The sequence below is a fragment of the Rhizobium sp. 18065 genome (assembly GCF_902706095.1).
In the GTDB taxonomy this organism is placed as follows: Bacteria; Pseudomonadota; Alphaproteobacteria; order Rhizobiales; family Rhizobiaceae; genus Allorhizobium.
The window spans coordinates 25,818-51,077 of the sequence record NZ_CACSJP010000015.1 but is presented as its reverse complement, the minus strand read 5'-3'; the positions used below and the strand labels follow the sequence as shown (position 1 = coordinate 51,077).

Annotated in this window: 31 protein-coding genes and 1 tRNA gene; 16 read left to right on the top strand and 16 right to left on the bottom strand. The window is 60.8% G+C overall.

Features of this window, described 5'->3' with window-relative positions; all coding sequences use genetic code 11:
- Nucleotides 1-2: 2 nt before the first annotated feature.
- Nucleotides 3-1,169 carry a tRNA guanosine(34) transglycosylase Tgt gene (tgt, locus tag GVK95_RS23275; RefSeq protein ID WP_159953073.1) on the top strand — a complete coding sequence of 389 codons (1,167 nt, stop codon included), beginning with the start codon at nucleotides 3-5 and terminating at the stop codon, nucleotides 1,167-1,169.
- Nucleotides 1,170-1,260: 91 nt separating this feature from the next.
- On the opposite strand, the gene GVK95_RS23270 is transcribed toward tgt, so the two are convergent.
- From GVK95_RS23270 to GVK95_RS23230, 9 genes are all read right to left on the bottom strand, one after another.
- Nucleotides 1,261-1,593 (bottom strand): DUF4864 domain-containing protein, encoded by a 333-nt coding sequence (locus GVK95_RS23270; RefSeq protein WP_244618879.1) that lies wholly within the window; start codon nucleotides 1,591-1,593, stop codon nucleotides 1,261-1,263.
- 467 nt (nucleotides 1,594-2,060) lie between these two features.
- The gene (locus GVK95_RS23265; RefSeq protein WP_244618878.1) at nucleotides 2,061-3,437 is read right to left on the bottom strand and encodes a phosphatidylserine decarboxylase family protein; all 1,377 of its coding nucleotides are present in this window, start codon (nucleotides 3,435-3,437) and stop codon (nucleotides 2,061-2,063) included.
- Nucleotides 3,438-3,896: 459 nt separating this feature from the next.
- The gene (locus tag GVK95_RS23260) at nucleotides 3,897-4,724 is read right to left on the bottom strand and encodes an MBL fold metallo-hydrolase (protein ID WP_159953071.1); all 828 of its coding nucleotides are present in this window, start codon (nucleotides 4,722-4,724) and stop codon (nucleotides 3,897-3,899) included.
- Nucleotides 4,721-5,506, bottom strand: a complete 786-nt coding sequence (locus GVK95_RS23255; RefSeq protein WP_159953070.1) for a TatD family hydrolase — start codon at nucleotides 5,504-5,506, stop codon at nucleotides 4,721-4,723. The genes GVK95_RS23260 and GVK95_RS23255 overlap by 4 nt, the downstream gene beginning before the upstream one ends.
- Nucleotides 5,507-5,510: 4 nt before the next feature.
- The gene (metG, locus tag GVK95_RS23250) at nucleotides 5,511-7,118 is read right to left on the bottom strand and encodes a methionine--tRNA ligase (protein ID WP_280178094.1); all 1,608 of its coding nucleotides are present in this window, start codon (nucleotides 7,116-7,118) and stop codon (nucleotides 5,511-5,513) included.
- A 107-nt stretch (nucleotides 7,119-7,225) separates the two neighbouring features.
- Nucleotides 7,226-8,251, bottom strand: coding sequence for a DNA polymerase III subunit delta' (locus GVK95_RS23245; RefSeq protein WP_159953068.1), 1,026 nt, complete (start codon nucleotides 8,249-8,251; stop codon nucleotides 7,226-7,228).
- On the bottom strand, nucleotides 8,248-8,976 hold the full coding sequence (tmk, locus tag GVK95_RS23240; protein ID WP_159953067.1) for a dTMP kinase: 729 nt from the start codon (nucleotides 8,974-8,976) through the stop codon (nucleotides 8,248-8,250). Before tmk ends, GVK95_RS23245 begins: the two co-directional genes overlap by 4 nt.
- A gap of 133 nt (nucleotides 8,977-9,109) precedes the next feature.
- Nucleotides 9,110-10,294: a D-alanyl-D-alanine carboxypeptidase family protein gene (locus tag GVK95_RS23235; protein ID WP_159953066.1), complete on the bottom strand. Its 1,185-nt coding sequence runs from the start codon at nucleotides 10,292-10,294 to the stop codon at nucleotides 9,110-9,112.
- An 83-nt stretch (nucleotides 10,295-10,377) separates the two neighbouring features.
- The gene (locus GVK95_RS23230) at nucleotides 10,378-11,472 is read right to left on the bottom strand and encodes a septal ring lytic transglycosylase RlpA family protein (RefSeq protein WP_159953065.1); all 1,095 of its coding nucleotides are present in this window, start codon (nucleotides 11,470-11,472) and stop codon (nucleotides 10,378-10,380) included.
- Between the two features lie 292 nt (nucleotides 11,473-11,764).
- Between GVK95_RS23230 and GVK95_RS23225 the strand changes: the two genes are divergently transcribed.
- Together GVK95_RS23225 and GVK95_RS23220 are read left to right on the top strand one after the other, a co-directional pair.
- A tRNA-Ser gene (locus tag GVK95_RS23225) sits at nucleotides 11,765-11,854 on the top strand.
- 170 nt (nucleotides 11,855-12,024) lie between these two features.
- Nucleotides 12,025-13,284, top strand: a complete 1,260-nt coding sequence (locus GVK95_RS23220) for an integrase arm-type DNA-binding domain-containing protein (RefSeq protein ID WP_159953064.1) — start codon at nucleotides 12,025-12,027, stop codon at nucleotides 13,282-13,284.
- Here the strand turns inward: GVK95_RS23220 and GVK95_RS23215 are convergent.
- The 7 genes from GVK95_RS23215 to GVK95_RS23185 all read right to left on the bottom strand — a co-directional run bounded on the left by GVK95_RS23215 (nucleotide 13,278) and on the right by GVK95_RS23185 (nucleotide 16,209).
- Nucleotides 13,278-13,592: a hypothetical protein gene (locus GVK95_RS23215; protein ID WP_159953063.1), complete on the bottom strand. Its 315-nt coding sequence runs from the start codon at nucleotides 13,590-13,592 to the stop codon at nucleotides 13,278-13,280. The genes GVK95_RS23220 and GVK95_RS23215 overlap by 7 nt on opposite strands.
- 10 nt (nucleotides 13,593-13,602) lie before the next feature.
- Nucleotides 13,603-13,827, bottom strand: coding sequence for a hypothetical protein (locus GVK95_RS23210; protein WP_159953062.1), 225 nt, complete (start codon nucleotides 13,825-13,827; stop codon nucleotides 13,603-13,605).
- On the bottom strand, nucleotides 13,824-14,147 hold the full coding sequence (locus tag GVK95_RS23205) for a hypothetical protein (protein WP_159953061.1): 324 nt from the start codon (nucleotides 14,145-14,147) through the stop codon (nucleotides 13,824-13,826). The genes GVK95_RS23210 and GVK95_RS23205 overlap by 4 nt, the downstream gene beginning before the upstream one ends.
- Nucleotides 14,147-14,362 (bottom strand): AlpA family transcriptional regulator, encoded by a 216-nt coding sequence (locus GVK95_RS23200; RefSeq protein WP_159953060.1) that lies wholly within the window; start codon nucleotides 14,360-14,362, stop codon nucleotides 14,147-14,149. The genes GVK95_RS23205 and GVK95_RS23200 overlap by 1 nt, the downstream gene beginning before the upstream one ends.
- 216 nt (nucleotides 14,363-14,578) lie before the next feature.
- A complete protein-coding gene (locus GVK95_RS23195) occupies nucleotides 14,579-14,911 on the bottom strand; it encodes a hypothetical protein (RefSeq protein ID WP_159953059.1) in 333 nt (110 codons plus the stop codon).
- A 9-nt stretch (nucleotides 14,912-14,920) separates the two neighbouring features.
- Complete coding sequence (locus tag GVK95_RS23190) at nucleotides 14,921-15,448, bottom strand: 3TM-type holin (protein WP_159953058.1); 528 nt, start codon at nucleotides 15,446-15,448, stop codon at nucleotides 14,921-14,923.
- Entirely contained in the window at nucleotides 15,448-16,209 is a 762-nt protein-coding gene (locus GVK95_RS23185) for a glycosyl hydrolase 108 family protein (RefSeq protein ID WP_159953057.1), read from the bottom strand. The genes GVK95_RS23190 and GVK95_RS23185 overlap by 1 nt, the downstream gene beginning before the upstream one ends.
- A gap of 149 nt (nucleotides 16,210-16,358) precedes the next feature.
- Here GVK95_RS23185 and GVK95_RS23180 point away from each other — a divergent pair, with 149 nt between their 5' ends.
- From GVK95_RS23180 to GVK95_RS23120, 13 genes are all read left to right on the top strand, one after another.
- The gene (locus tag GVK95_RS23180; protein ID WP_159953056.1) at nucleotides 16,359-17,459 is read left to right on the top strand and encodes a N4-gp56 family major capsid protein; all 1,101 of its coding nucleotides are present in this window, start codon (nucleotides 16,359-16,361) and stop codon (nucleotides 17,457-17,459) included.
- A 72-nt stretch (nucleotides 17,460-17,531) separates the two neighbouring features.
- Nucleotides 17,532-17,990 (top strand): hypothetical protein, encoded by a 459-nt coding sequence (locus GVK95_RS23175; protein ID WP_159953055.1) that lies wholly within the window; start codon nucleotides 17,532-17,534, stop codon nucleotides 17,988-17,990.
- A gap of 80 nt (nucleotides 17,991-18,070) precedes the next feature.
- Nucleotides 18,071-18,622 (top strand): hypothetical protein, encoded by a 552-nt coding sequence (locus GVK95_RS23170; RefSeq protein WP_159953054.1) that lies wholly within the window; start codon nucleotides 18,071-18,073, stop codon nucleotides 18,620-18,622.
- Nucleotides 18,619-19,314, top strand: coding sequence for a DUF6682 family protein (locus tag GVK95_RS23165; RefSeq protein WP_348532459.1), 696 nt, complete (start codon nucleotides 18,619-18,621; stop codon nucleotides 19,312-19,314). Before GVK95_RS23170 ends, GVK95_RS23165 begins: the two co-directional genes overlap by 4 nt.
- On the top strand, nucleotides 19,314-19,940 hold the full coding sequence (locus tag GVK95_RS23160; RefSeq protein ID WP_159953052.1) for a hypothetical protein: 627 nt from the start codon (nucleotides 19,314-19,316) through the stop codon (nucleotides 19,938-19,940). The genes GVK95_RS23165 and GVK95_RS23160 overlap by 1 nt, the downstream gene beginning before the upstream one ends.
- Nucleotides 19,940-20,356 (top strand): hypothetical protein, encoded by a 417-nt coding sequence (locus GVK95_RS23155; protein WP_159953051.1) that lies wholly within the window; start codon nucleotides 19,940-19,942, stop codon nucleotides 20,354-20,356. Before GVK95_RS23160 ends, GVK95_RS23155 begins: the two co-directional genes overlap by 1 nt.
- Nucleotides 20,357-20,869, top strand: coding sequence for a hypothetical protein (locus tag GVK95_RS23150; RefSeq protein WP_159953050.1), 513 nt, complete (start codon nucleotides 20,357-20,359; stop codon nucleotides 20,867-20,869).
- The gene (locus GVK95_RS23145; protein WP_200844364.1) at nucleotides 20,866-21,144 is read left to right on the top strand and encodes a hypothetical protein; all 279 of its coding nucleotides are present in this window, start codon (nucleotides 20,866-20,868) and stop codon (nucleotides 21,142-21,144) included. The genes GVK95_RS23150 and GVK95_RS23145 overlap by 4 nt, the downstream gene beginning before the upstream one ends.
- A 1-nt stretch (nucleotide 21,145) precedes the next feature.
- Nucleotides 21,146-22,180 (top strand): hypothetical protein, encoded by a 1,035-nt coding sequence (locus tag GVK95_RS25345; RefSeq protein ID WP_159953049.1) that lies wholly within the window; start codon nucleotides 21,146-21,148, stop codon nucleotides 22,178-22,180.
- A gap of 8 nt (nucleotides 22,181-22,188) precedes the next feature.
- Nucleotides 22,189-22,752, top strand: coding sequence for a hypothetical protein (locus GVK95_RS23135; protein WP_159953048.1), 564 nt, complete (start codon nucleotides 22,189-22,191; stop codon nucleotides 22,750-22,752).
- Between the two features lie 14 nt (nucleotides 22,753-22,766).
- The gene (locus GVK95_RS23130; RefSeq protein WP_159953047.1) at nucleotides 22,767-24,512 is read left to right on the top strand and encodes a hypothetical protein; all 1,746 of its coding nucleotides are present in this window, start codon (nucleotides 22,767-22,769) and stop codon (nucleotides 24,510-24,512) included.
- Entirely contained in the window at nucleotides 24,512-24,766 is a 255-nt protein-coding gene (locus GVK95_RS23125) for a hypothetical protein (RefSeq protein ID WP_159953046.1), read from the top strand. The genes GVK95_RS23130 and GVK95_RS23125 overlap by 1 nt, the downstream gene beginning before the upstream one ends.
- Nucleotides 24,763-25,212: a GNAT family protein gene (locus GVK95_RS23120; RefSeq protein ID WP_159953045.1), complete on the top strand. Its 450-nt coding sequence runs from the start codon at nucleotides 24,763-24,765 to the stop codon at nucleotides 25,210-25,212. Before GVK95_RS23125 ends, GVK95_RS23120 begins: the two co-directional genes overlap by 4 nt.
- The last annotated feature ends 48 nt before the right edge of the window (nucleotides 25,213-25,260 follow it).

Sequence of the window (25,260 nt, the reverse complement as noted above, 5' to 3'; positions counted from 1 at the left end):
CCATGTCCGACATCAAACCCGAAACTACCCCGGAAACCACATCCGAGAACTTCACCTTCACCCTGAAGGCGACCAGCGGCAAAGCCCGCCTCGGCGAGATCACCATGCCGCGTGGCACGATCCGCACGCCCGCCTTCATGCCGGTCGGTACCGTCGGCACGGTCAAGGCCATGTATCTCGACCAGGTCAAGGAGGGCGGCGCCGACATCATCCTCGGCAATACCTATCACCTGATGCTGCGTCCCGGCCCGGAACGCGTCGCCCGTCTCGGCGGTCTGCACGAGCTGATCCGCTGGCCCGGCCCGATCCTGACGGATTCCGGCGGTTTCCAGGTCATGTCGCTGTCGGGCCTGCGCAAGCTCGACGAGCAGGGCGTCACCTTCAAGAGCCATGTCGACGGCTCCCTGCACCATATGTCGCCTGAGCGCTCGATCGAGATCCAGGGCCTGCTGGACAGCGACATCCAGATGCAGCTGGATGAATGCGTCGCCCTTCCCAATGAGCCGCGCGAGATCGAACGCGCCATGGAACTGTCGTTGCGCTGGGCCGAGCGCTGCCGCGTCGCCTTCGGCACGCAACCCGGCAAGGCGATGTTCGGCATCGTCCAGGGCGGCGACCAGCCGGCGCTGCGCATCCGCTCGGCAGAAGGCTTGAAGCAGCTCGATCTGAAGGGCTATTCCATCGGCGGTCTCGCCGTCGGTGAACCGCAAGCCGTCATGCTCGAAATGCTCGGCATCACGCTGCCGGTCCTGCCGGTCGAAAAGCCGCGTTACCTGATGGGCGTCGGCACGCCCGACGATATGCTGAAATCGGTCGCCGAAGGCATCGACATGTTCGATTGCGTCATGCCGACCCGTTCCGGCCGCCACGGTCTGGCATTTACCCGCCGAGGCAAGGTCAATATCCGCAATGCCCGCCATGCCGAGGACATCCGCCCGCTCGACGACCAGTCGTCCTGCCCGGCGGCCCGCGACTATTCGCGCGCCTATCTGCACCATCTCGTGCGCTCGAATGAAGCGCTCGGCGGCATGCTGCTGTCGTGGAACAACCTGTCCTACTATCAGGAACTGATGCAGGGCATCCGCAAGGCAATCGCCGAGAACCGCTTCGAGGATTTCAAGGCCGAAACCATCGAGATGTGGAACCGCGGTGACATCGACAAGCTGTGACGCCCCGATGCGCATCAGGAAACAGTGAAAACCGGGCAGGGGGCAACCTCTGCCCGTTGGCTTTGCGACCGCCTGAGAACAGTCTGCGGACTTAAATTCCCTGGCTATTGGTCTCGCGCATCATGCGCACGCCGTTGATGGCGAAATTGCCGCCACGCTGGCGTTTGAGTTCGTAGAACACCGCCCAGTCCTTGCCGTCGGGCGCCGAAATCAGCACTTCCTGGAAAGCCACTGTACCATCCGGCGACATCTGGTTGCGACCGAAGGCGAAGTTTCCGGGCCGGTAGACCGGCTCGTAACTCTTCTTCACCATCTCGAAAAACCGCTCGGCATTGGGAAATGCCGATTTGATTTCCGGTGACGCGAAGGAATAGGCCGCCGGGATATCATTGTTGAGAAATGCGGTGATCTGTTGGGTGATCACCTCTCGCGCCTGCTTGGCTGGGTCGGTAGCCGTCGGATCATCGGCCAAAGCCAGCCCAGGAAAAAGCCCCGCCAAAACAACAAGGGCCACTGCAAATCGACTGCACATCGTGTTTCCCCTTTTTCAGTCGCCGCGAATATAGAGGATAGTGCGATTTTCCAGTTCGAAAAGACCTTTGTCATTTATTCGTCATCCGGTCGCGCCTTCGTGACCGGGCCGCAAACTCCATAGACGTGCGCTGGCCCGCTCTCAGGCGGTGACAAAGCCGCATATCGTGTTGAAATTGCACAAGGCCGCTGGATGCCGCAGGAGATTGGATAACAGGCGCAAGCCCGCGGCCCCCAGCCGCAAGATCGGCATTCGGGTCAAGGTCAAGAGGTCAGTGCAAGGGAGCGGGCAAGGGAACAGGCAAGGGAACGGGCAAGGGGCGAGGGCGCCGACGATTTGCCACCGGCACGTTGACAGTCTCAGACAACCGCCGCAATCGCGGTGTTGACGCGCATATTGATCGCGTCGAGACCCGGCGCCTGCCCATAAAAATTGAATTTCAGATTGACGCCCGGCCGGAACACCAGGCAATGGGTTGATCCGCCGAAATGGAACATGCCGAGCTGATCGCCCTTGTTGACGTGGTCGCCGGGCTTCACGGTGATGTCGCAACTGGAGACTTCCGCCATGCCGACCGGAACGACCGCCATCAGCCCGATCGCCGGATGGTCCGCCTGGATGAAGATGATGCCGCGCGTGGCAACGGCCGTGAGAAATGGTTGTGAATCGTTCGGTGCGCTGGGATCTGCGCCGCCGGGATTGGCAAAACCTTCGTGCAGATTTTCCAGATAGTAGGTGCCGTTCGACACATAGGCCTTGACGATCTTGCCGCTGACCGGGCTGTGCCAGCGGTGATAGCTCAAGGCACTGAGAAACGCCTGATACACCGTTCCGCCGATGAATTGCGGGGCAAGCGCGTCGAATGCCAGCATGTCTTCGAGCGAGTAGGGCTGTCCCTTCATCCAGAAGCGGTTGCTCGCCGACACATTGTTGACCACCTGCAGCGGGGCGGATTCGCAGGCATTGATGACAACGCTGTCATCCTGCGGAAAACTGACGGGCCTGACACCTGACCGGAATGTGCGGGTGAAGAAATCATCCCAGGAGGCAAAGCCGTAATAGGGCGCGCCGGGATTGCAGTTGAAGATCTGTTCGAAAGCGGAAGGTGTCGGATTTGTCCCGTAGCCGAGCGCATGCGTCGCAACCGCGGTCATTTCCTTCTGGGCGTCGGCACCAAGCCAGGGCACGGCGACAGTCTCCGGACTGATCGGCGCAGCGGCTTGGGTCAGAACATAGCGGGAGGCTTCCGAGGTCAGAAACTCAGCCCAGTAGGCGAGGATCTTCTTGAATTGCTGGTTGACCAGCGCATTGGAAAAGAAATTGTAGCCGGCCTCGGTTGCCATCGGCCAGTCCAGCAAGGCGTTGATCGGAAAGCCGATCAGCCCGGCTGGCTGCTGGGTGCTGACATCCTGATAGGCTTCGGGCGCCATCTGCATGATCAGATTGAGCAGATCGATGAATTCTTCGAAGCTCTGCAGCGATGGTTGCCCGAGCGGCGTGGTCGGCGCCTTGGCATAGGCATCGGCAAACATCCGGTCCGCCTGGCTGTAGAGACCGGGATCGTTGTAGACCATATCGCGGAAATCGGCGATCGGCGGCACGATCGGCAGCGCGCGTTCGCGGGCCATCGCCTTGAGCCGGCCGATCCATCCGGCAACAACCGATGCGTCGTCCGGCAACCAACCGCCAGGCCGCGCCTTCACCAAGTGCTGTCGATCATCCATGACTTGCGACATTGCTAGCGACCTCTGCTTCGGTGCTCGATTTGAACCGGACTCGTCCCGAAGTCTGCCGGGCTCAAATGCACGCACTCGAACCTAGCGCAGATCAGGCTGAAATACATCCCTGGATTGAGAGGGGTGCCATCACGTTACCAATGCGACATGGCAAAAAATCCATGAACACCGACAGGCATCCTGGACCGAAACGGCGCATCCGACCCTTGCCGATATCTCGCCGATACCTCGAAATCACCTCAGGGGTGGTGCGGTTTTCGCTGACATTTTGCCTCAAGCCCAAGCCCATGGCCGTGCGCCAAGCCAAGCTGCAAGAGGCTTCAATGGCTTCACGATGCTGGAGATCACGGGTGCACATGTTACATGCAGAAATCGCATAAGATAGATTATGGAACTAATCGATATATACAGAGCCGATCCACCCGGCTGCCTGTATCAGACACTATCTCAATGAATATGTCAGGCCTCTGGCCCATCCAGCTGAATTTCAAACGAAAACTGGTCGTAACCTGGCTCAACATGCGCCGGCGTTTCGGCCATCACGGTCTGGTAGTCCAGCGGGATATGCATATGCGTAAGGATCGCCCGGCCGGGTTTCAGCCGCTCGATCCAGGCCAGCGCTTCGCCAAGCGACAGATGGCTCGGATGCGGCCGATACTGCAGAGCGTCGATGAACAGCACGTCCAGCCCTGAAAGCTTGTCGACGGTCGCCATCGGAAAATCGCTGATGTCGCAGCAATAGGCCACATTGCCGATCCTGAGGCCGAGCGACGTGATATCGCCATGCTGCTGCACCAGTGGCATCAGCGAGATCGTGCCGCCGGCGCCGGAAATCTCGAGCGGCACGTCGAGGTCGGTCAGGATCCGTGGCACGACGATCGGCGGATAGTTGCTGCCGGGCGGCGTCTCCAGGCAATAGCCGAAGCCCATCGCGATGCGCTCCATGGTGAAGGCATCGGCATAGATCGGAATGCGATGGTGCTGGATGTGGAAATAGCCGCGCAGGTCGTCGATGCCATGCAGGTGATCGGCATGGGCATGGGTATAGATCACCGCATCGATCCGCTCGACCCTGGCGCGGATCATCTGTTCGCGAAAGTCAGGACCGGTATCCACCACCACGGTCGTCGTGCCGCCATCCGGGCCGATCTGCTCGATCAGGAAGGACGCGCGTGTGCGCCGGTTTTTTGGCTCGCTCGGGTCACAGTCGCCCCAATCGCCGTTGATCCGCGGCACGCCGGGCGACGATGAGCAGCCGAGAAGCGTGAACCGGCGACGAAAACTCATGCAAGCCTCGGCATTTTCGAAAAGCAGCGCAGCGCGTTGGCGGTGGTGACATCGGCCATTTCGGCATAGGAGACGCCCTTGACCTCCGCCAGCACCTCGGCCGTGTTGATCACATAGGATGGCTCGTTGCGCTTGCCGCGCCAGCGTTTCGGCGCCAGATACGGCGCGTCCGTCTCGACCAGCAGCCGGTCCATCGGCACGCTTTTGGCGATGTCGCGCAGTTCCTGCGACTTCGGAAACGTCACGATGCCAGAAAAAGAGACATAGCCGCCAAGCGCAACGCCGGTGTCGGCGAGCGCCTGTCCGGCCGAAAAGCAGTGCAGGATGAACGGGAAGGTGCCCTTCCCTGTTTCGTCCGTCAGGATCGCCGCCATGTCTTCGTCGGCGCTGCGGCTGTGGATCACCAGCGGCAACTGCGTACGCCGAGCCGCCTCGATATGGCGCAGGAAGCCGGTCTTCTGGTCTTCCGGCGTCTGCGTATCATAGAAATAGTCGAGACCCGCCTCGCCGATCGCAACGATCTTGTCATGCGCTTGCGCCAGCCGCACCAGTTCGTCCGCAGACACGTCGAGCTCGTCACCGGCATTGTTCGGATGCGTGCCGACAGAGCAGAATACGCTGGGGTAACGCTCGGTCAGCGTGAGCAAGGTCTCGAGCTTCTTCACCCGGGTCGAGATCGTCACCATCTGTTTGACGCCCGCCTGATGCGCGCGCGTCACCAGTTCGTCGCGCTCGGCGTCGAAATCGGCAAAGTCGAGGTGGCAATGCGTATCGATCAGCATGCGCTCAGGCCTTGTCCGCTTCCGGCGCGACATAGCGCGGAAACACCGGCGATGGGGCTTCGAGCACGGTACCGGGCGTCAGACGGCCGGCGGCGCCGAGCTTGGAAAACACCCGGTCTTCGGCCGCGACAGCCACCAGATCGAGCAGCTTTGCCGATGAAGCCGGCATGATCGGCTGAAACAGGATGGCGATCTGGCGCACCACGTCGGCTGTGACATAGAGCACGGTGCCCATGCGCGCTTCGTCGGTCTTCTTCAGCACCCACGGCGCCTGGGCCGCGAAATAGCGGTCGGCCTCGTTGACGATGTTGATGATCGCGGCAACCGCCTTGTGGACCTGCTGCTTGTCCATCTCCTCACGGCAGATGGTGATGGCATCGTCGGCAATCTTCAGGATCGCCTCATCCGCCTCGGTCAGAGGACCTGGCGTCGGGATGCGCGCGTCGCAATTCTTCACGATCATCGACAGCGAACGGCTGGCGAGATTGCCGATACCATTGGCGAGATCGGCATTGATCCGGGTGGCGATCCCCTCTTCCGAATAGCTGCCGTCCTGGCCGAACGACACCTCGCGCATGAAGAAATAGCGCACCTGGTCGAGACCGAAATGATTGACCAGATTGACCGGATCGACGACGTTACCGAGCGATTTCGACATCTTCTCGCCCTTGTTGAGCAGGAAGCCATGCGCGTAGACGCGCTTCGGCAAGGGCAGGCCAGCCGACATCAGGAAGGCCGGCCAGTAGACGGCGTGGAAACGGATGATGTCCTTGCCGATGATATGCACGTCCGCCGGCCAATACTTGGCGCGCGGGCCGTTCTGGTCTTCGACATAACCCGTCGCGGTGATGTAGTTGGTCAGCGCGTCGACCCAGACATACATCACATGCTTGTCGTCGCCGGGCACCTTGATGCCCCAGTCAAACGTCGTGCGCGAGATCGACAGGTCCTTCAGGCCGGACTTGACGAAGGACATCACCTCGTTGCGCCGCTCGTTCGGGCCGATGAAATCCGGCTGGTCCTCATAAAGCTTCAGCAGCTTGTCTTCATAGGCCGACAGCTTGAAGAAGTAGCTCTCCTCCTCGACCCATTCGACCGGCGTGCCCTGCGGCCCGTAGCGAACGCCATCGGCGCGCAGTTCCGTCTCGTCTTCCTGGTAATAAGCCTCGTCGCGCACCGAATACCAGCCGGCATAGCCGCCCTTGTAGATGTCGCCGTTCTTCTCCATCCGCCGCCAGACTTCCTGTACTGTCTGGTGGTGGCGCTGCTCGGTGGTGCGGATGAAGTCGTCGTTCGACGCGTTCAGCAGCTTGCCCATGGCGCGGAATTCGTTCGAATTGCGCTCGGCCAGCTCTTCCGGCGAAATGCCTTCGTTGCGCGCCGTCTGCTGCATCTTCTGGCCATGTTCGTCCGTGCCGGTCAGGAAGAACACATCCCGTCCGTCGAGCCGCTGGAACCGCGCCATGGCATCGGTGGCGATCAGCTCATAGGCATGGCCGATATGCGGCTTGCCGTTCGGATAGGAAATGGCGGTAGTGATGTAATACGGATCGCTCATGGCTTCTTGTTGTCTTTGCGTGGTTTGCGATGTCTGGAGCCATTCCGGGAAAATTCCGTCCGCAATGGCGTGCACAAAAATGGGGTCGCTCGCTCTTAGAACATTCCGCCGGATTTAGGAACAGCAAGTTTGCTGCACTGCCCTGTCGTCGCGTCAAGCCTTCAGCGCGCGATGGCGGCCAGCACGTCGAGAATGGTCTGCTTGCGGTCGAGATTATAAGCGCTGGCAAGCGTCAGCTGTTCATTGACCGTCGAGGTCAGCCGCGCATAGTGCTCCGCCGCGTTCAGGTCGCCCGACAGCGCCAGGCGGCGGGCGAGATCGCCCAGGTGATCGCCGAGATGCTCGGTGAAGAAGCCGAACGCGACGTCGCTGTCCTTGCCCGCCAGCGCATCGGCGATCTTGAACATCATCCGGCGTTGCCCCGGCCCTTGCGCTGCCAGCATCTCGTCGAAGGCCGACAGGATGTCGGCGCCGCCATAATTCACCAGCTTCAGCGCCCGCGCCACGCTGCCCTTGGCGAGCGCCAGTAAAGCCTCGCGCCGCTCCGCCGGAATGGCAAGGCCGAGTTGCCCGAGCGCCTGATCCATGGCATCTGGCGAAAGCTGATCGAGCCGGAGCGGCAGGCAGCGCGAGCGGATGGTCGGCAACAGCTTGCCTGGCGCATGGCTTAGCACCAGGAACATCGCCCGCTTCGGCGGTTCCTCGAGAATTTTCAGGATCGCATTGGCGGCATTGCGGTTCAGGTCGTCAGCCGGATCGATGATCACGATCCGCCAGTTGCCGGTGCCCGACGTCTGGCTGAAGAAATGCCCGGCCCGGCGCACCTCGTCGACCGTGATCGCCGATTTCACCCGGCCGGTCTTTTCGTCCACCGGTCGCGACAGATGCAACAGGTTGTGGCTGGCACCGGAGGCGATCTGCCGGCTGATCGTGTGATCAGGATCGGGATCGGCGATCGCATCGGGCGCGGTCAGCGGATCGGGATAGCGCAGGACATGATTGGCAAAGCGGAAGGCCAGCGTCGCCTTGCCGATGCCTTCGGGGCCTTCGATCAGGATCGCATGATGACCCTTGCCCGATCGGTATCCCCGCGCCAGAAAATCCTCCGCCTCCCCATGACCGAACAGCCGGGTATTCAGCATCGGCGCAATGGCGCCGTCCAGCAGGCCTGCCCGTTCCTCGCTCATCGCGCCGCCGCCGTCTCGTGGCTTGCATTGGACATGCCGCCAGACCCGTTGCCCGACGCGCCGCCCGACCCACGTTGCACGAGGACCAGCGTCACCTCGGCGAGGATGTCCTTGGCGATCCTGTCGACATCGAAACTGGCGTCGACGACGCGGCAGCGCGCCGGCTCGCGCTGGGCAATGTCGAGAAATGCCTGGCGGCGCTTCTCATGCACATCGATTTCTTCGCGCTCGAACCGGTCGGGCGCCGCCGTCTGGCTCTGCTCGCCGGCCCGCCTGCGTGCCCGCGCCAGTCCCACATCGGCGGGAAGATCGAGAATGAGGGTAACGTCCGGCATCGTCTTGCCGACCGCCACCCGTTCGAGCGCCGCCATCAGCGCCGGCTCGAGATTGCCGGTCACGCCCTGATAGACCCGCGAGGAATCGACGAAGCGGTCGCACAGCACGATCTGGCCGGTCGCCAGCGCCGGCCGGATGACGGTTGCCAGATGGTCCGCCCGCGCTGCCGCAAACAGCATAGCCTCCATGCGCACGCCAAAGGCCTCGGCTGCCCCGGACAAAAGCACATGCCGCAGGGCTTCTGCCCCCGGCGATCCGCCGGGCTCGCGCGTCAGCAGCACCTGATGGCCCGTCTGGCGCAAGCTTTCGGCAAGGCGGCGGATCTGGGTCGATTTCCCGGCCCCCTCGCCTCCTTCGAAACTGACGAACAATCCGCGTCCGGTTGCCAATGCCTGCCCACTTCCCGCTATTCTTGCGCCCGCAGGCGGATTTCTCAACGTGCCATAAATGGCTGTACTACGCGTCTAGCGCAAGAATGTGACCAGTGAAACCCGGGTCTCGTCCGCAGCACTGCTTTCACACCTATAACCAGAAGAACAGCATTTCGATCAATGCGTCGGTTGCCCGCTGGCGAAGCGTCCCGACCTCGACGCCCGATGCGCTCTGCAGCGGCACGCTGCGCAACAGCCGCTCGCCGGAAAACACCGACAGCGACGCGATCTGCGCCCCTTCGGCCACCGGTGGATCAAGCGGCCAGCGATAGACCACCTTCGCCTGCAGGCGATCGGGATTGTTGACCGGCACATAGACCAGCACCGGTTGCTCGGCGACCAGCGGCACCGTGGAGCTTGCCCCGCCATAGACGCTGGCCTCGCCGATCACTTCGCCCGCCTTGAACAGTTCGCGCATCTCGAAGGCGTTGAACCCCCAGTCGAGCACGCGCCTCGCTTCCTCGGTGCGCTCCTTGTCGGTGGCAAGCCCGTTCATGCCGAGGAATAGCCGCCGTCCCTGGCGTTCGGCAGAGGCGACAATGGCAAAGCCGCTGCCCTCGGCAAAACCCGTGCCCAATCCGTCGGCGCCGATCGCCAGCAACGGATTGCGGTTGCGCTGCAGGATCTTGTTCCATTCGAATTCCGGCAGCCTGAAGGTCAGGTAGAGTTCCGGATAGCGCGCCTGCAGAAGCTGCGCCAGCGTCACCAGGTCGACCAGCGTCGAGGCATTGTCCGGATGCGGCAGCCCGGTGGCATTGCCGAATGTCGTGTCTTTCAGCCCCAGAGCCTTTGCCCGCGCGTTCATCCGCTCGACAAAATTCGCCTCCGAGCCTGACATGCCCTCGGCGAGGATCAGGCAGCCGTCATTGGCGGTCTGCACCGCGACGCCCTTGACCAGATCGCCCACCGGCACTTGGCTCTTGACGGCGGCAAACATTGTCGAGGTCCGCGACGGCGCACCGCCGGTGCGCCAGGCATATTCCGAAACCGGATAGATCGTGTCGAGCCGGATTTCGCCGCGCGTCAGCGCATCGAAAACGATCTCCAGCGTCATCAGCTTGGCCAGCGACGCCGGCGCAAAAGGCTGGCGCTCGCCCTTGGCGAGGAGCACGGTGCCGGTCGAGGCTTCGATCAGATAGACCTGCGCCGCCTTGGTTTCGAACAAGGCGGGCGCAGGTGTCGTCTGTGCCATGCCATGCGTTGCCAGCAGTGGTGAAACGACGAGGCCGATCAGCAGGAAGACGAGGATGAACCTCGCGGCAAGGCGATATCGCATGAACTAACTTCGGCTTCTTGTCCCGACTGTGTCGATGGGGGTGTCGATGTCTGTGTCGAAGTCCCGGGCGCCGGACGCCGTGCTCAGCCCCCGGTCGAGATCCGGGTCTTGCCGTGCGCGACCGACGACAGAATCGAGGCCTCGGTGAGGCCGTCATTGCGCACCATAACGGCGTCGAAGGCAAGCGCGGCTTGCGGCACAGCTGCAGTTTCGCCATAGGCCGCCGCATAGCCGGAGCCATCCAGTCCGGGCACATGTGCCGGACGCTCGGCTGGGATCGGCCCGAAATCGGGCAGCATGGCAAACTGTTCAGCCAGTCCCGGGTTCGCCGTCGGCATCATCCCCGGCTGGGCCATCAGCTGCGCCTGCAACGTATTGGCCGATGCCCCACCACTCGGCGTCGGGCCGGCCAGCGCCGTCTGGTAACTCGGCGCGGCGTTCAACGGTGTGTCGCCCATCGTATTGTCCGGACGATACTGCGGGATCGCCACATCATTGGAGGCGACCATCACGCCGGACGCAATCTGGCCTTGCGGATCGACATGCGGCGAGCGGTCGCCCTTCTTCACATACGACGCCATCAGGAACGGCATGTCATGGCCGTCCATGCGCGCCGGGCCGACATATTGAACCCGCACCTTGCCGGTGCCGCTATGGGCCATGTCGAGCATGTCGGCGGTCTTGTTGGACAGGTCGATGATCCGGCCGGCATGGAACGGTCCGCGATCGTTGATGCGCACGACCACCGAGCTACCATTGGTCATGTTGGTCACCCGCGCATAGCTTGGCAGCGGCAGGGTCGGATGGGCGGCCGAGAGATAATGCTGGTCGTAGAGTTCGCCATTGGCCGTCTGTCGGCCATGGAAGGCCGAACCGTACCAGGAGGCGATCCCGGTCTTGTCATAGCCGGGATTGTCCTTCGGCACATAGACCTTGCCCTTGACCGTATACGGCTTGCCGACCATGGCGCGACCGCCACCCTTGGGCACCGGACCGCTCGCCACCATGCGCGGGCTGGCCTTCACGCCATATTCCGACTCGGCGAAATATTCCTTCGAACGCTTCTTGTTGGACGCCGTCTCCCTGGTTGTCGAACACGATGCGGCGAGGCTGCAGAGAACCGCAATCCCGACCCATTTGGCACCGCTGATCAGACGGCCGCTACCCTTGACTTCCATGCGTCCCACTTTTGTCCATTTCGGCCGCAGCATCCCCCGCCACGAACCCGGCCACGCGCGGGAAAACCCGCAACTGTCTCACTTCGGAGCAAGAAGGCCTGTGAAAAATGGCCAAAATGGGAAAAGTCACAACTTTGCCGCAGGGAAAATTTGTTTATGGTTAGCAATGCGTTAATTGACGTAGCGTGAGTTCGTCTGCGACCGCGCCACCTGCCAGCGGTTATCGACGAGCTGGGGCGGACCACAAACCATCTTGCAAAGATCACCGTCTTTGCGCATAAGGCAGACGTCCGGAAGAGTGTCCGAGCGGTTTAAGGAACCGGTCTTGAAAACCGGCGTGCGGGAGACCGTACCGTGGGTTCGAATCCCACCTCTTCCGCCACCAGTCCATCCCAATTGGTCCCACTTAGTTCGAAATAGCCTTGATCTCCAACGCATTTGCGTGTCTGTTTAGTCCCAATTAGTTCCGGCATGAACCGTACAAGCCCCGATAAAAGCGGGTACTTTTACGGGTATCAAAACGGAAAAAACGGGTATCGGACAGAGCCACATATGCTGACAGATGCGAAGGTCAAAAACGCCAAGGCCGCCGGCAAGCCCTACAAGCTGACCGACTCGGGCGGCCTTCACGTCTATGTCTCTACGACGGGCTCTCGGCTATGGCGCTGGCGGTACCTGTTTCGCGATAAAGAAAAGCTCCTGTCGCTCGGCACCTATCCGGACATGAGTTTGAGCGATGCCAGGAAGGCGCGCGACAAAGCCCGTGACGATCTCAAAGCCGGCCGCGATCCATCGGCGGTGAAGAAGATTGAAAGGCTGTCCCCGGCCATGGCCGACGCCGAGAGCTTCGAAGCCGTTGCCCGTGAGTGGTTCGAGCTGCAGAAACCACAATGGGTCGAGCGCCACGCGCTGGACGTGATCGAGAGCCTGGAGAAAGAGATCTTTCCCTACCTCGGTAGCTTCCTCGTCAAGGATATCGGGCCAAGCGATATTTTGCCCGTACTGCGCGTGGTCGAAAAGCGGGGTGCGGCCGAGACCGCCCGGCGGATCCGGCAGCGGATGTCGAGCGTGTTCGTCTATGCCATTGCGTCAGGGAGAGCAGGCGCAGATCCGGCCGCTGTGATCCAGAAGGCCATGGCGCCGATCAAGAAGGGCAAGCAGCCGGCAATCATCGACCTGGGCGACGCCCGGGCCATGCTCCGCGCCACTGAAACAACGCCAGCCCATCCCGCGACAAAGCTGGCCCTGAGGATCTTAGCGCTGACGTCGGTGCGACCAGGTTCGCTTGTCTCCACGCCGTGGAGCGAATGGGACGCGCAGGCCATGGAAGAAGCACTGTGGCAAATCCCAGCAGCCAGGTTGAAGCTCAAGCTGAAACACAAAGAGGACGAGGCAAGGGATCACATCGTCCCGCTCGCCCGACAGACCATTGAAGCGATCGAGGCGCTGCGCCAGTTGACCGGTCGCGGAATATTGGCGTTCCCTAATGGCCGGCACTCGCACAAGCAGATGTCTGAAAATGCAATCGGCTACCTTCTCAACCGGTCTGGATATCACAGCAAGCACGTGCCGCACGGCTGGCGCGCGACGTTTTCGTCGGTGATGAATGAACGGTTCAAGTCGGATAAGGCCGTGATCGACCTAATGCTGGCGCACGTACCGAAGGACAAGGTAGAGGGCGCGTACAACAGAGCGCTTCACCTCGATCGACGCGCCGAGCTGGCCCAGCTATGGGCTGACCTTATACTTGACGGTGCGCCACCGGCAGCGGATCTGCTTGTTGGTCCGCGGAAGATCCTGAAAACTCAGTAGCCTTCCGGCCTGTATGCCCTGATCAGTTTGGAGAAGATGAATTCGAGCGGATGGTCCCAGATCTTATGGTCGTAGCGCTTCCTTGCCTGCACGGCCCACGGGATCCAGACGTCTCCACCAGGAGTGCGGACGTGGACGTATTCGAACACGTCGTAAGTGAGGTCACTCATTTTCAAGGCCATATCCGCGACATTGAAAGCGGGAAGCACTTCGTTCATTTCGGGAACTTTATACCGTTCGTCAAAATGGGTGACCCTTTTGCCGTCGAGCGGTCCGCCGAGTGCGAGACCATCATACATTTTGGTCATCGTCCTGCCCTCATGCCGCTGTCTGGTCCGATGACGTTTCGGGCACCGCCTCAAGAAGGGAAATAGCCTTCTCAAGGTCAGCCTTGAAAGTCAAAAGCTCGGCTATATTCCTCTCCGCGGTATCGAGCTCAGCCCTTGCATCCGAGGCGGCTGCGCTCTCTCGCTCGATCTTGGTGGCGATACCGTTCAGAGCAACAGTCAATGTCGAGATTGCAGTGATTTCAACGGTGGTCATGTTTGCGTCCTCGAAACTACTTTCAGTTTAGCCCTAAGCCCAAGAAATCGCATCCGTGTGTGCTGGGCGGCATCGCGCAGATAGGCTGCCTTGTATGTCTCAAACGGCAAATCCTTGAGACCTTCATCAAAGGCTTCGAAGAACACGCTTCCAGAATGTCCGTGCAGGCCATTCGCGCGAAATCGGTTATCTCCCCTTCGGAACCAGCGATAGAAGTTGCTTGCCGTGTCATAGCTTGTTTTCAGCTGTGTCTCACCGAAGATCAGGCGTGGAATTCGCCTTTGTGACGGTGGCGCAGATCGTAGATGCTGGCGGCTCATCACGCCGCTGCCTGCTGTTTCAGGCTGGCGATCCACTGATCCACCTCGGACTTGAGCCAGCGGACGGACTTCGGCCCGAGGGCGACGGGAGCGGGAAACGCTTTCTGCTCGATCTTGCGATAGATCGTGGTCTTGCCCATGCTGGTGCGAGCAATGACGTCGGTGATTTTCAGGAGGCTATCGCCAGCAAAGCTGACGCTTTCGGTCGCGGACATGGATCTCTCCAGTAGCGCTCGCGCGCTTATATTTTGGGAGGGGGATGGCGATTGATCGCCGTTTGGTGTCCGCAGGGACGATATGGAACGAATTGGAAACGATAGTCAAGCCCGGTTTACGTGCCGGAATTAAACGCGAGCCAGACCAAAAGAATGACCAGGGCGGCCACTATGGTCCGCCCTTGAGGCTTGGCGGCTTCGGTTACGTGCTTTGTCTTAAGCCTTGTCATCGACTGCACTCCTGAGTTCGGCGCGACGAATGCGGAACGCTTTCAGGATGATTTCCACAATGATCACACCGCCGATGCCGAGGATGAAACCCCCGACACCAGCGGATTGTTCAACCGGCACGTCAATCTGGCCCAAGGCCCATTTGAACATGGGCAGGCCGACAGGTGCCAAAAAGTAAGCCGTCACGGCGCCGACAAACAAGCGCCGGATCCCTGAAAGAAAACCGGTCCACTCCATCACGACGGAGACAGCGGAACCGGCAATGCCTGCAAGGGCCATCTCGCCTTTGGCAGTAAACAAGAAGTCCCAGATGCTCATTGCGCCTCGCTATTTTTTCACGCTGCGCAGCAGAGTGTTCCCGCCCATGTAGAGGCCGGTGTAGATCGTGAAAATTCCGAGGAAGTTGCCGATGTCGAGGCCGAGCTCGATCTGAATGGCGCTGTTGAAGGACCAAAGCACGGCATTCACTATCGGGCGCAGCATGACGTACCAGGCGACACATAGCAGCATGAGCCACATGCCGGCCGGGCGCCAACCCCACATCCACCACGTTTCCGGCGTGGCCTTGTCCATCTCAGCGAGCATGAGCCGGTTGGCCTCACGCTGCTGCTCGACATGAGCGAGTATGATTGCCGGTGCATCCTGTTCGACCTGGCTGATTGCAGCCTCGAGCGTTGGACCGGGGAGCGTCGGCAGCTCGGAAGGTTCGACGCCAGCCTTGCCGGCGATTGCGTCGATGATCGTTCCGCCGATCTCGCCGGCGGCGCCGCCGACGTGCTTTTCGAGGATGTCCTTGACAACCCCTGCCCCGACCTTAGCCGCGGCTGCAATGAGTATCGCTGTGATGGCTGACATTAGACCGCCTCCGATGCCAACGCGGCATAGGCGGTACTGCGCTCGTCATTGGCACGTCGCCTGACGTTGATGATGATCAGGGCGGCAATGAGCGCCACTCCGAGAGCTCCGAGCAGCAGCAGCATTTCAGTGTTGATCCCGGTTTCAGCAGCAACAGTGGCCGCCCCGCCGGTGCTCACCCCGCCGCCGGATGCGACGGCTTTCTCTGTTTTCTTGCCGACGGCAGCGGTTGCAGCGGCGGCCTTCGATTCGGCCTGCGCTCTCACTTTGATGTCAGCAGTTGATGCGCCGAGCGCCTTGAGGGCCATCGCGACGCCCTTGACCTCGATATCGGCAACACGCCGGCCCCAGCCCTTGCCAAAGGTTTTCCAGATCTTGAGGCTCTGCATGAAGGAGAGGCGCGCTTTGCAGATAGCCTTTACCCGGCTGACAGCGTCCTTGATCGAGACGGTCTGGTCTCGCCATTTGCGTCCCCGACCAATGCCTGAGTTCACCGATGCGTCATAGACAGCGAGATCCACGCCCGGGAACAGAGTGGGAGCACCGCACTTGTCCCAATATTCCTCGCGGTAGATGCGAAGCGCCTCGTCACGGGTGATTGTCCGGACAGACCGATTGGGTTTGCCCCACTTTTTCAACATTTCGGTGAATTTTGCCTGCGTCACGCCCAGCATCGTGGCGGCGCCGGGATCATCTTTGTGATTGCTCCACCCGCCTTCGTGGCCGGCGGTGATGACGTGGCACTCTGCGAAACGGTCCATCGTGGGGCTCCTTTTTGAGGGGGCCGCACGTCCTGCGCAGTGAGTTTTTCATTACCACGCGGGAAACCTTGCAACAATCCCGCAAAACCGGTAATTACTACCCGACTGCGCAAGACGTGCTGATGTTCCTCAACAGGAGATTGGCACCGATGGCCCCCACCACGATCGCCTATGGCGACCCGAAAGCGCAGAAGAAGTGGTCTGGTAACCTCTTCATCGCCACCATGGCGAAGTCTTACTTCGACCGTAAGTTCATGGGCGACGGCGACGAATTCTGCATCCAGCGCCTTACCGACCTCGAATCCGACAGCGGCGACGCGATCTCGTTCGACCTTTCCGTGCAGCTGCGCGCCAAGCCGACATACGGCGACCAGCGTCTGCAGGGAAAGGAAGAGAGCCTTCGCTTCTTCTCCGACTCGGTGAAAATCGACCAGATGCGCCACGGCGTTAGCGCCGGTGGCAAGATGAGCCGCAAGCGCACGATCCACAACGTCCGTAAGGTCGCCAAGGATCGTTTGTCCGATTACTGGTCGAAGTTCATCGACCAGATGCATTTCATCTACCTGGCCGGTTCTCGCGGCACCAATGAAAACTTCATTGAAGACACGGCCTGGACCGGTCACGCCGAAAATCCGGTCCAGGCGCCGGATACCGATCACTTGCTCTACGGCGGCGACGCGACGAGCAAGGCGACGATCGACAGCTCGGACAAGATGTCCCGTGCACTGATCGAGCGTGCCGAGGTCAAGGCTTCAATGATGGCGGCGACCGACCCGACCAAGGCCATGATGATGCCGCTGATGATCAATGGCGAGAGCCATTACGTCACCGTCATGTCGAAGTTCCAGGCGCACGATCTCCGCATCGCCGACGCGCAGGGCTGGCTCGACATCCAGAAGGCCGCGGCAACCTCAGAAGGTCGCAGCAACCCGATCTTCAAGGGCGGCCTCGGGATGATCAAGAACGTCGTGCTTCATGAGCACGAGGACGTGATCCGCTTTTCCGACTACGGCTCTGGCGTGAACCTTCCTGCCAGCCGTGCGCTGTTCATGGGCCGTCAGGCCGGTGTTGTTGCATTCGGTGCGACCGGCGGCTTCCGCTTCCAGTGGACTGAGGAAATGCAGGACCACGGCAACGAGCCTGTGATTTCGGGCGGCCTGATCATGGGCATGAAGAAGACGCGGTTCAACAACTCCGACTTCGGCATCCTGTCTCTCGACACCTACGCGAAGGATCCGAACGCGGCTTAATCGCCGCGTTCTCTTTCCCACCCTTGCGGCTAGCGTCCGAGCGACACGGCCCACCTTAGCAGGAGAAACCCAATGGCTCTCATTCAGAGCAATTATGCCAAGGGCATCATTTCCGGGCCGTTTCCGGCGTTTGCCGGCGCCGTGGTCGCGAAACGCTTCTTCCACGTGTTGAGCGCGGCACCGGCCCTCAACGACATCATCGAGCTCGCGCCGCTCTACGCTGGCACGCGCATCATCGACTTCATCCTCGACGCCGACGATCTCGATTCCGGCACCGCGCTGCTGCTTGATGTAGGCATCATGTCCGGTGCATGGCAGGAGAAGAACGACGCCCGCACCTGCGGCGCCGAGCTGCTCGCTGCTTTAAACATCGGTCAGACCGGCATCATTGCCCGGCCGACACTCAAGACAGCGTTCCGCACCGCGGTTGCTTCCACTGATCGCTCGATCGGCGTGAAGATCAACACTGCGGCCGGCACCTTCGTCCCTGGCGGCCAGATCGGCCTGACCCTGCTCACCACGACGGACTGATCAGGCCCTCTCCCATGTTGAGACAGGGGGCTCGCTTGCGATGCCCCCTTCTTTTTTCCCCACTGCTGAAAAGGTGACCCATGCCTCTTATCGAATGCCTGTTAGGTTCGGTCTCGACCACGGTCGGCAGCGACACCTATTCCTTCCACAGAGACGAGCATGGGCGCTTCGTCGCCGATGTTCACAATCAATCCCATATCGAATGCTTCCTCGCCCGTGACGATGCGTACCGTACAGCGGGCGATGTAGTCGTGGAGCCCGAGCTGCCCACGTCCAGCATCGAGACGCTCCTTGGCTCGAACATCTTGCCTTCCATGGTTCCGATCAGCGACACAATCAGCGTCCAGCTCGGCGAAGTCGTGGCCCGCGCACATTCCGAAAGCGGCCTGTCGATCGAGGACTGGAATGCTCAGAGCGACGAGGATCGCGAGGCTGCTCTCTCGCTGACGGTCGAAGCGATGCAGATCGAGGCCGCACCGCCGGCACCAGCACCGGAACCCGCACCGGAGCCTCTGCCCGAACCGGTGACTGAACCAGCACCCGAGACGCCGGCAGTTCTCGATAAGACCGATGCTGCCCCCTCGCCTGCCGCTGAAACCGCACCACGTCGTGGAAGGCGTCGCGGCGCATGACGGTCCTCGCTAGCAAGATCTTCCAGGACGCGGCAACAGCCCTGATGGACACCGAATTCGTTCGGTGGCCCCTGAAAGATCTTGCCGGTTATCTCGACGGCGCGATTTCGACCATCGTCACGGTCAAGCCGTCGGCCAGCAGCGCAACGATCGACATCAGCCTCGTGCGCGGCACGAAACAAGCCGTTCCGGACGATCAGCGCATCGTGCAGCTGCTCGATATCATGAGCAACAAAGAGGGCGTCAACGGCGCTGGTGGCCGGGCCATCCGTGCCACGTCGCGCGCCGAGCTCGATTCCAACGTGCCCCGCTGGCGTGATCCGGCGCACGTGCCGTTTCGAAAAGAAGTCCGGCAGTTCATCTTTGACGAGCTCCTGCCGCGTGAATTCTGGGTAACCCCTGGCAACGACGGTACCGGCATCGTCGAGGCCGTGGTTTCCATGCTTCCCCTGACACTCGTCGAGCAGCTCAACGGCGCAGATCCAGCCGTACTGGAAAGCTGGGATATCCCCATTGGCCTGCCGGACAACTACGAGCCGGCCATTCTCGATTTCATCCTCTACCGCGCGTTCAACAAGGAAGATCCGGCAGCCGCGCCGCAACGCGCCCTCACGCACTACCAGGCGTTCGCCACGGCGATCGGGCTGCAGACGCAGGTCGAGGCCAGCACCAGCCCGTCGAGGAAGAAATAATGGCGCGGATGATCGACATCGACGAGTTCCTGCCCGAGGTAATGCGCTACGCGCCGAACGCCAGCGATTTCGTCGCACAGCGCTTCCTGCTGCAGGCGGCCCGGGATCTCTGCGACAGGCTCAAGATCTGGCGCGAGAACGATACGTTCGAAGTCACCGATTCGACGAACGAAGGCGTATGCACGATCAGGGACGCCGATATCGTCAGCATCGACGCTGCGCGATTGAACGGGGTATCGCTCGAGCCGCAAACCAACAGTTGGCTCGACGAGAACCAGCCCGGCTGGTCACTCGCTGACGCACCCGTCGCGCCGGCGCGCTACATTACCCAGCTTGAGCCCAACACTGTCACGGTGGTGCCGAAGGCGACAGGAACGATGACAGTTCGCTTGGTCCTGAAACCGGCGCGCGACGCCACATCGATGCCGGCCTTCCTGCTCGACGAATATTCGGAAGAGATCGGCCGCGGCGCAGCGGGCCGCATTCTCACCGATCCGAACTCTGACAACCCGCAGCTCGGTCTCGATCATCGCCAGTGGTTCAAGGACAGGCTCGACAGTCTGTCGTTCAAGGCCGTGATGGGGCAGCACCGCGCGCGGCCGCGCGCCAAAGGGAGTTATCTCTAATGCCAGCGAGCACCTATGCCGCAAACGCCCTCCTCAACCTTTTCCTGCGCGGCGTGGCTGTGACCGCCCCGACGAGGGTCTATGTCTCGCTGCACACTGGCGACCCGGGTGACACTGGCGTGAACGAAGTCACGCTTGTTGCATGGCCGGCCTACACGCGGCTCGACGCTGCGCTGGCAGGAGCGATTGCGACTGGTTTCAGCGCCGCCAGCGGCAAAGCGACGGCGAACCTCAAGGAACTGCTCTATGCAGCGAACAACGGCGCATCCCAAGTCGTGGTGACGCATTTCGGGATCTGGGACGCGGCGACAGGTGGCAACCTGCTGTTCTACGACGATCTCACCGGCGCCAAGACCTATTTCCCATCAGACGAAGGCGTGATCCACGCTGGGTCTCTGGCCGTCGGAGTGATCTGAATGTGGGCGCTTGGAGCGGTCAACGGTGCAACCGTCAACGACCTCGTGGTCGACGGCGGCACGTGGCGGCAGCGGATGGCGGCGACTGGCGAAGCGTCCGCAATTGGCATCCTCGCTCTGACAGCCCGGCGCAACATGTTCGGGAGTGCCGTGGTGACTGCTGTTGGCCAGCTCGGTCTGGTACGCCGCGTCTCGCACATCGCGGTTGCTGTGATCTCTATTCCGGCCACGCTGGGCTTGCTCCGTCTTGTTTCCATGTTTGCGGCCTCGGCGGCTGAGTTCGCCGGCAGCTTGAGCCTGACACGGCGCGTGACCTTCTTGGGCGAAGCGCTCGTGAGCATCACCTCGAATGTGACGGCTGCCTGGCGTTATCTGCGCCCGACTGAGCCGGCGCGCACTGTCAGGCCGTCCGACCTGCGCCGCGTGACGATCACCAATGATGACCGCGTCGTGTCGATCGGCGCCGAGCATCGGTCGATTTCCGTTCCTCGCGATAGGGAGAGCAGGCTTTGAGCTGCGACGTCATTACAAAGGCGCCGGCCGACCGGCTCGATTACGACTTCGATTTCGCGCGCTGGATGCCAAGCGACGACCGCATCAACTCGGCAACGGCAACGATCGCAGGTTCGACCGCAGAGGTTGACCAGGTCGATACGTCGGACGCCTTGGCGCGGGTGTGGATCTCGGGGGGCGCGCTGAATGAAACCGGCACGGTCACCGTGACCATTGCCACACTCATTGGCCGAACGAAGCAGGTGACAGCCAAACTGCAGATCAAGGAGAACTGAAATGCCAGCAAAGCTTTCAAACAATGCGTCATCGACGCTGGCTGGCGCAATCAACACCAGTGTCACTTCGCTAGCCGTCGGGGCGGGAGATGCTTCAAAGTTCCCGACCTTGGGTGCGGGTGAATGGTTTCCTCTGACCGTTGTTGATCCAGCGGGCAATATGGAGATCATGAAAGTGACCGCGCGGTCAGGTGCAACCCTAACCGTCGTGAGAGCACAGGAGGGAACGACAGCCAAATCGTTTGCTGCAGGATCACGGGTTGACCTTCGAGCTACCTCAGCCGTTTACAATAGCAAGTCCGACGCAACTGACGTTTTGACGGCCCTTGCACTGAAAGCGGATAGCGCGGGTTTGGCCCTACTCGCAGCCGAAGTGGCTGCTCGTCTGCCAGTCTACACCGCCGGCGCAGCTTTTCCGGCGTCCAACGTCGGCCCGATCTATCATGTCGACTACGCCTCTATCATGACCTGGCAGACGTTCAGCGCAAATGGGGCCGCCTATGCCGGCTACGCCTCCATCGATATTGGGCGTCCGAGCCTTGACGGCCAAAGTACGGCGCGACCCGGAATGCTGAAGAGAAATGGCGCAAGCCTTTCGAAGACGACCTATGCCGCACTTTGGAACTGGGCCTTGCACAACGGGCGCACTGTGGCTCTAGGATCCTGGGCAGCCGGCGCATTTGTCTTTGCTGACAATGGGGATGGCACATTCAAACTTCCCGATAGTCGAGGCGAATTCGAACGTGTCTGGGATGACGGACGCGGCATCGATACGAGCCGTGTGCTTGGATCCTTACAGCTGGACCAGATGCAGCAGATTACTGGCTCCCTCTCCACCACCTCCGGTGCCATCAGAAACCTCACAGGTTCCGGCGCATTCACAGCAGGGGCCGTGAATGGAACCACGAACGCCTCGTCAGGTACGAACGACTCGCTTGGCTCCTTTTCGTTCAACAGCGCCAATTCTCCTGGTGCACGTACAGGTTCGGAAACCCGCTCCCGCAACGTTGCCCTTCTTGGCGACATCAAGTTCTGAGGCCAAAAATGACTGATGCACCGGCAATTTACACCTATGACGCAGTGACGGGCGAGCTGCTTTTTGCGACCGCCGCCGATCGTGACCCGCTCGACGGCACCCGCTGGCTTGTGCCCGATTGTGCCACGATGTTTTCTCCTCCCTCCGTGGCCGTTGGATCTGCTGCGGTCTTTGCCGCCGGTGCATGGACGATTGTCGCAGACCATCGCGGCGAGACATGGTGGACCGCAGAAGGTCTAGAGGTTGCTGTTGTGGATCTTGGAGATCCCGCGGCTTTTGGCCTCTTGCCAACCATACCAGATCTGCCACCCGTCGATGTGCTGCCACCTCCGCTCCCTCGCCTGACCTTCTGGCTGGCAGCGGCCGAGATCGGGGTGACAAAGGCCGCCATCCGCGCCCGTATCGATGCGATGCCCGAAGGTCTCGCCAAGAACCAGGCGCAGGCTTACCTTGACGACGCCCTGCTCTACCGGCGCGAGGATCCGCTGCTGATCGCCATGGCGGCGGCAGAAGGCATCACCGAGACCGAACTCGACTCCCTCTGGACATGGGCGGCCCTTAGCTATTCCTGACTTGCGAGGCTGCAATGGCCGTTATTAAAATTTCTGCCTTCGCCGGCGAACGGCCACTGATCAGCCCTCGGCTGTTGCCGGAAACTGCTGCAACCGCGGCATCGAATCTGCGCCTTGACGATGGCGCTTTGACCCCCATTAACAAGCCCTCTGTGACACTTGGTAGCGCCAGTGATGTTGGCGATCAGACGATCTATCTGCATGGTTCTGACTGGTTGTCGTGGTCCTCGGTGGTCCATGCCTCACCTGGTCCGGTTGCGGCAGATCGTTTGTACTACACCGGGGACGGTGAACCAAAAATGCGGGTGGCTGGGACTATCTATCCCTTGGCACTTGAACCGCCGGCATCCGCACCGATAGTCACCATTTCAGGGACTGGATCTGGTGACGTCGTCAGTCGGACCTACGCCTGGACTTGGGTTACCGACTTTGGCGAAGAATCGGCGCCATCACCAATATCCGACCTTGAAGACTGGCAGCCAGGTCAAACGGTCACGCTAAGCGGCTTCCCTTCTGTCCCGAGCGGCCGGAACATCACCAAGCAGCGCATCTATCGCTCGCAGACCGGATCGAGCGGCACATACCTCTATTTCATCGCTGAACGGGCCGCGAGTGCGTCCGATTTCGTCGACACGGTTGCGGTTGACGCCTTCAATGAAGCTCTGCCGTCAGCCGGATGGACGCCGCCGCCTGACGATCTATCGGGCCTGATCAGTATGCCAAATGGCATGATGGCCGCATTTGTTGGCAGGGAAGTGTTTTTCAGTGAACCCTACCGGCCTCATGCGTGGCCGGAGCGTTACACCATGACATGCGATAGCGATGTGGTCGGGCTTTGTTCGCTTGGCTCCGTCCTGATTGTCATGACAAAGGCAAATCCCTACCTGATGTCCGGATCGCATCCCGATTCCATGCAAAGCCAGAAGCTTGAAGTAAACTTCGGCTGCATCAACCGCCGCGGCATCGTCGATCTTGGTTTCGCTGCCTGTTATCCTGCCGCCGATGGCCTTGTGGCAATCGGCGCCGACGGTTCGGTGTCGCTCGCAACACGTCAACTGTTCAGTCGCGAGGATTGGCTTGCACTTTCGCCGTGGACATGTGTGGCGGGTCAACATGCAGGCGCCTATGTGCTGTTTTACGACACATTTCAACCGAACGGCGATCGGTATGCCGGTTCGCTCATGATAAACGTTGGTGCTGGCGAGTACTTGGTACGAAGCCCTGAAATTGCGGCTTGCGTCTATTTTTCCTCTGATGAAGCAGCGCTCTATTTCAAGCCGCCGAGTGAAACGAACATCTACCGCTTCGACGATCCGGACATGCCGCCCGATACCTACTACTGGCGATCGAAGGAATACTGGACCACGCGGCCGGAGAACTTCGGCGCGATCTTGGTCGACCTGGGCGACGGCAGCAGCCTGCAGTCTGTCGCCGCGATCGAGGCCGAGCGTGTCGCGATCGAAGCCGCGAACCAAGCCATTCTGACGGCCGACATGCTCCTTTCGGAGGTGAATGCGGCCGAGGTGAATGCTCTCGCCGTTGCGGGCGATACCTTGATGGAACTTCCTGACTACGATTCCATCGTGATCAACGTATATGCGGACCGCAAGCTGGTGCGCAGCATCACCAAGGCCGGCTCAATCGATCGCCTCCCGGCAGGATCAAAGACGCGTCTCTGGGAAGTCTCGGTGTCCGCGAATGTCCAGGTGACGCAAATCATCATGGCAGGCACGATCGACGAGCTGAGGAACATGCAGTGATGGGCCCGAATTTCGACGTCCGGATGCAGGAAAAGCTCGAAGTGCTCGATGGCTCGCGCGCCGGGCCAAAGGACCAGGCGGCGGTGCGCCTCTCGGATCTTGAACAGCTCCTATCTCTCGCAGAGGTGAAAACGGCAGGTTTGACCACTTCCCCGACGGCAGCGGATTTCAATTCACTGCTCGACGACTTGAAGGCGATTTCGAACGCTGTTCGAGCAGTCGGCAACGCTCTGCGGCAGCGGCGCTCCAGATGAGCGTGATCTACGACAATCAGGATCGGATGATAGTGTGGGCCGTTGATAAGATCGGCGGCCATGAATTCCGGCCGGATGCCAAGGCAATTGGCATCGAGCGCGGTTCCGAGCTCGTCGCAGTCGTAGTCTTTGACAATTTCAGCCCGGGCAGTTGCTGCATCAGTGTGGCATCGGATGGCACGCGCCGGTGGCTCACACGCGAATTCCTGATCCGGGTATTCGCCTATCCATTTATCCAGCTCGGACACCATAGGCTGACCGCTCTGATTTCGGCAACCAACCATGACAGCCAGCGCTTCTGCACGAGCTGCGGTTTCCAAAAAGAGGGTCTGTTGCGGCAAGGATGCCCCGATCAGTCCGACATGATTGTCATGGGACTGCTGCGCGATGAGTGCCGTTGGTTGCCAGAGCGTTTCTCTGGCAAAATCGGACGCCCTGCGCTATAAATCCTCAATACCAGTCGCGCAGGACGTGCGGCCCCTTGTTCAAAGAGG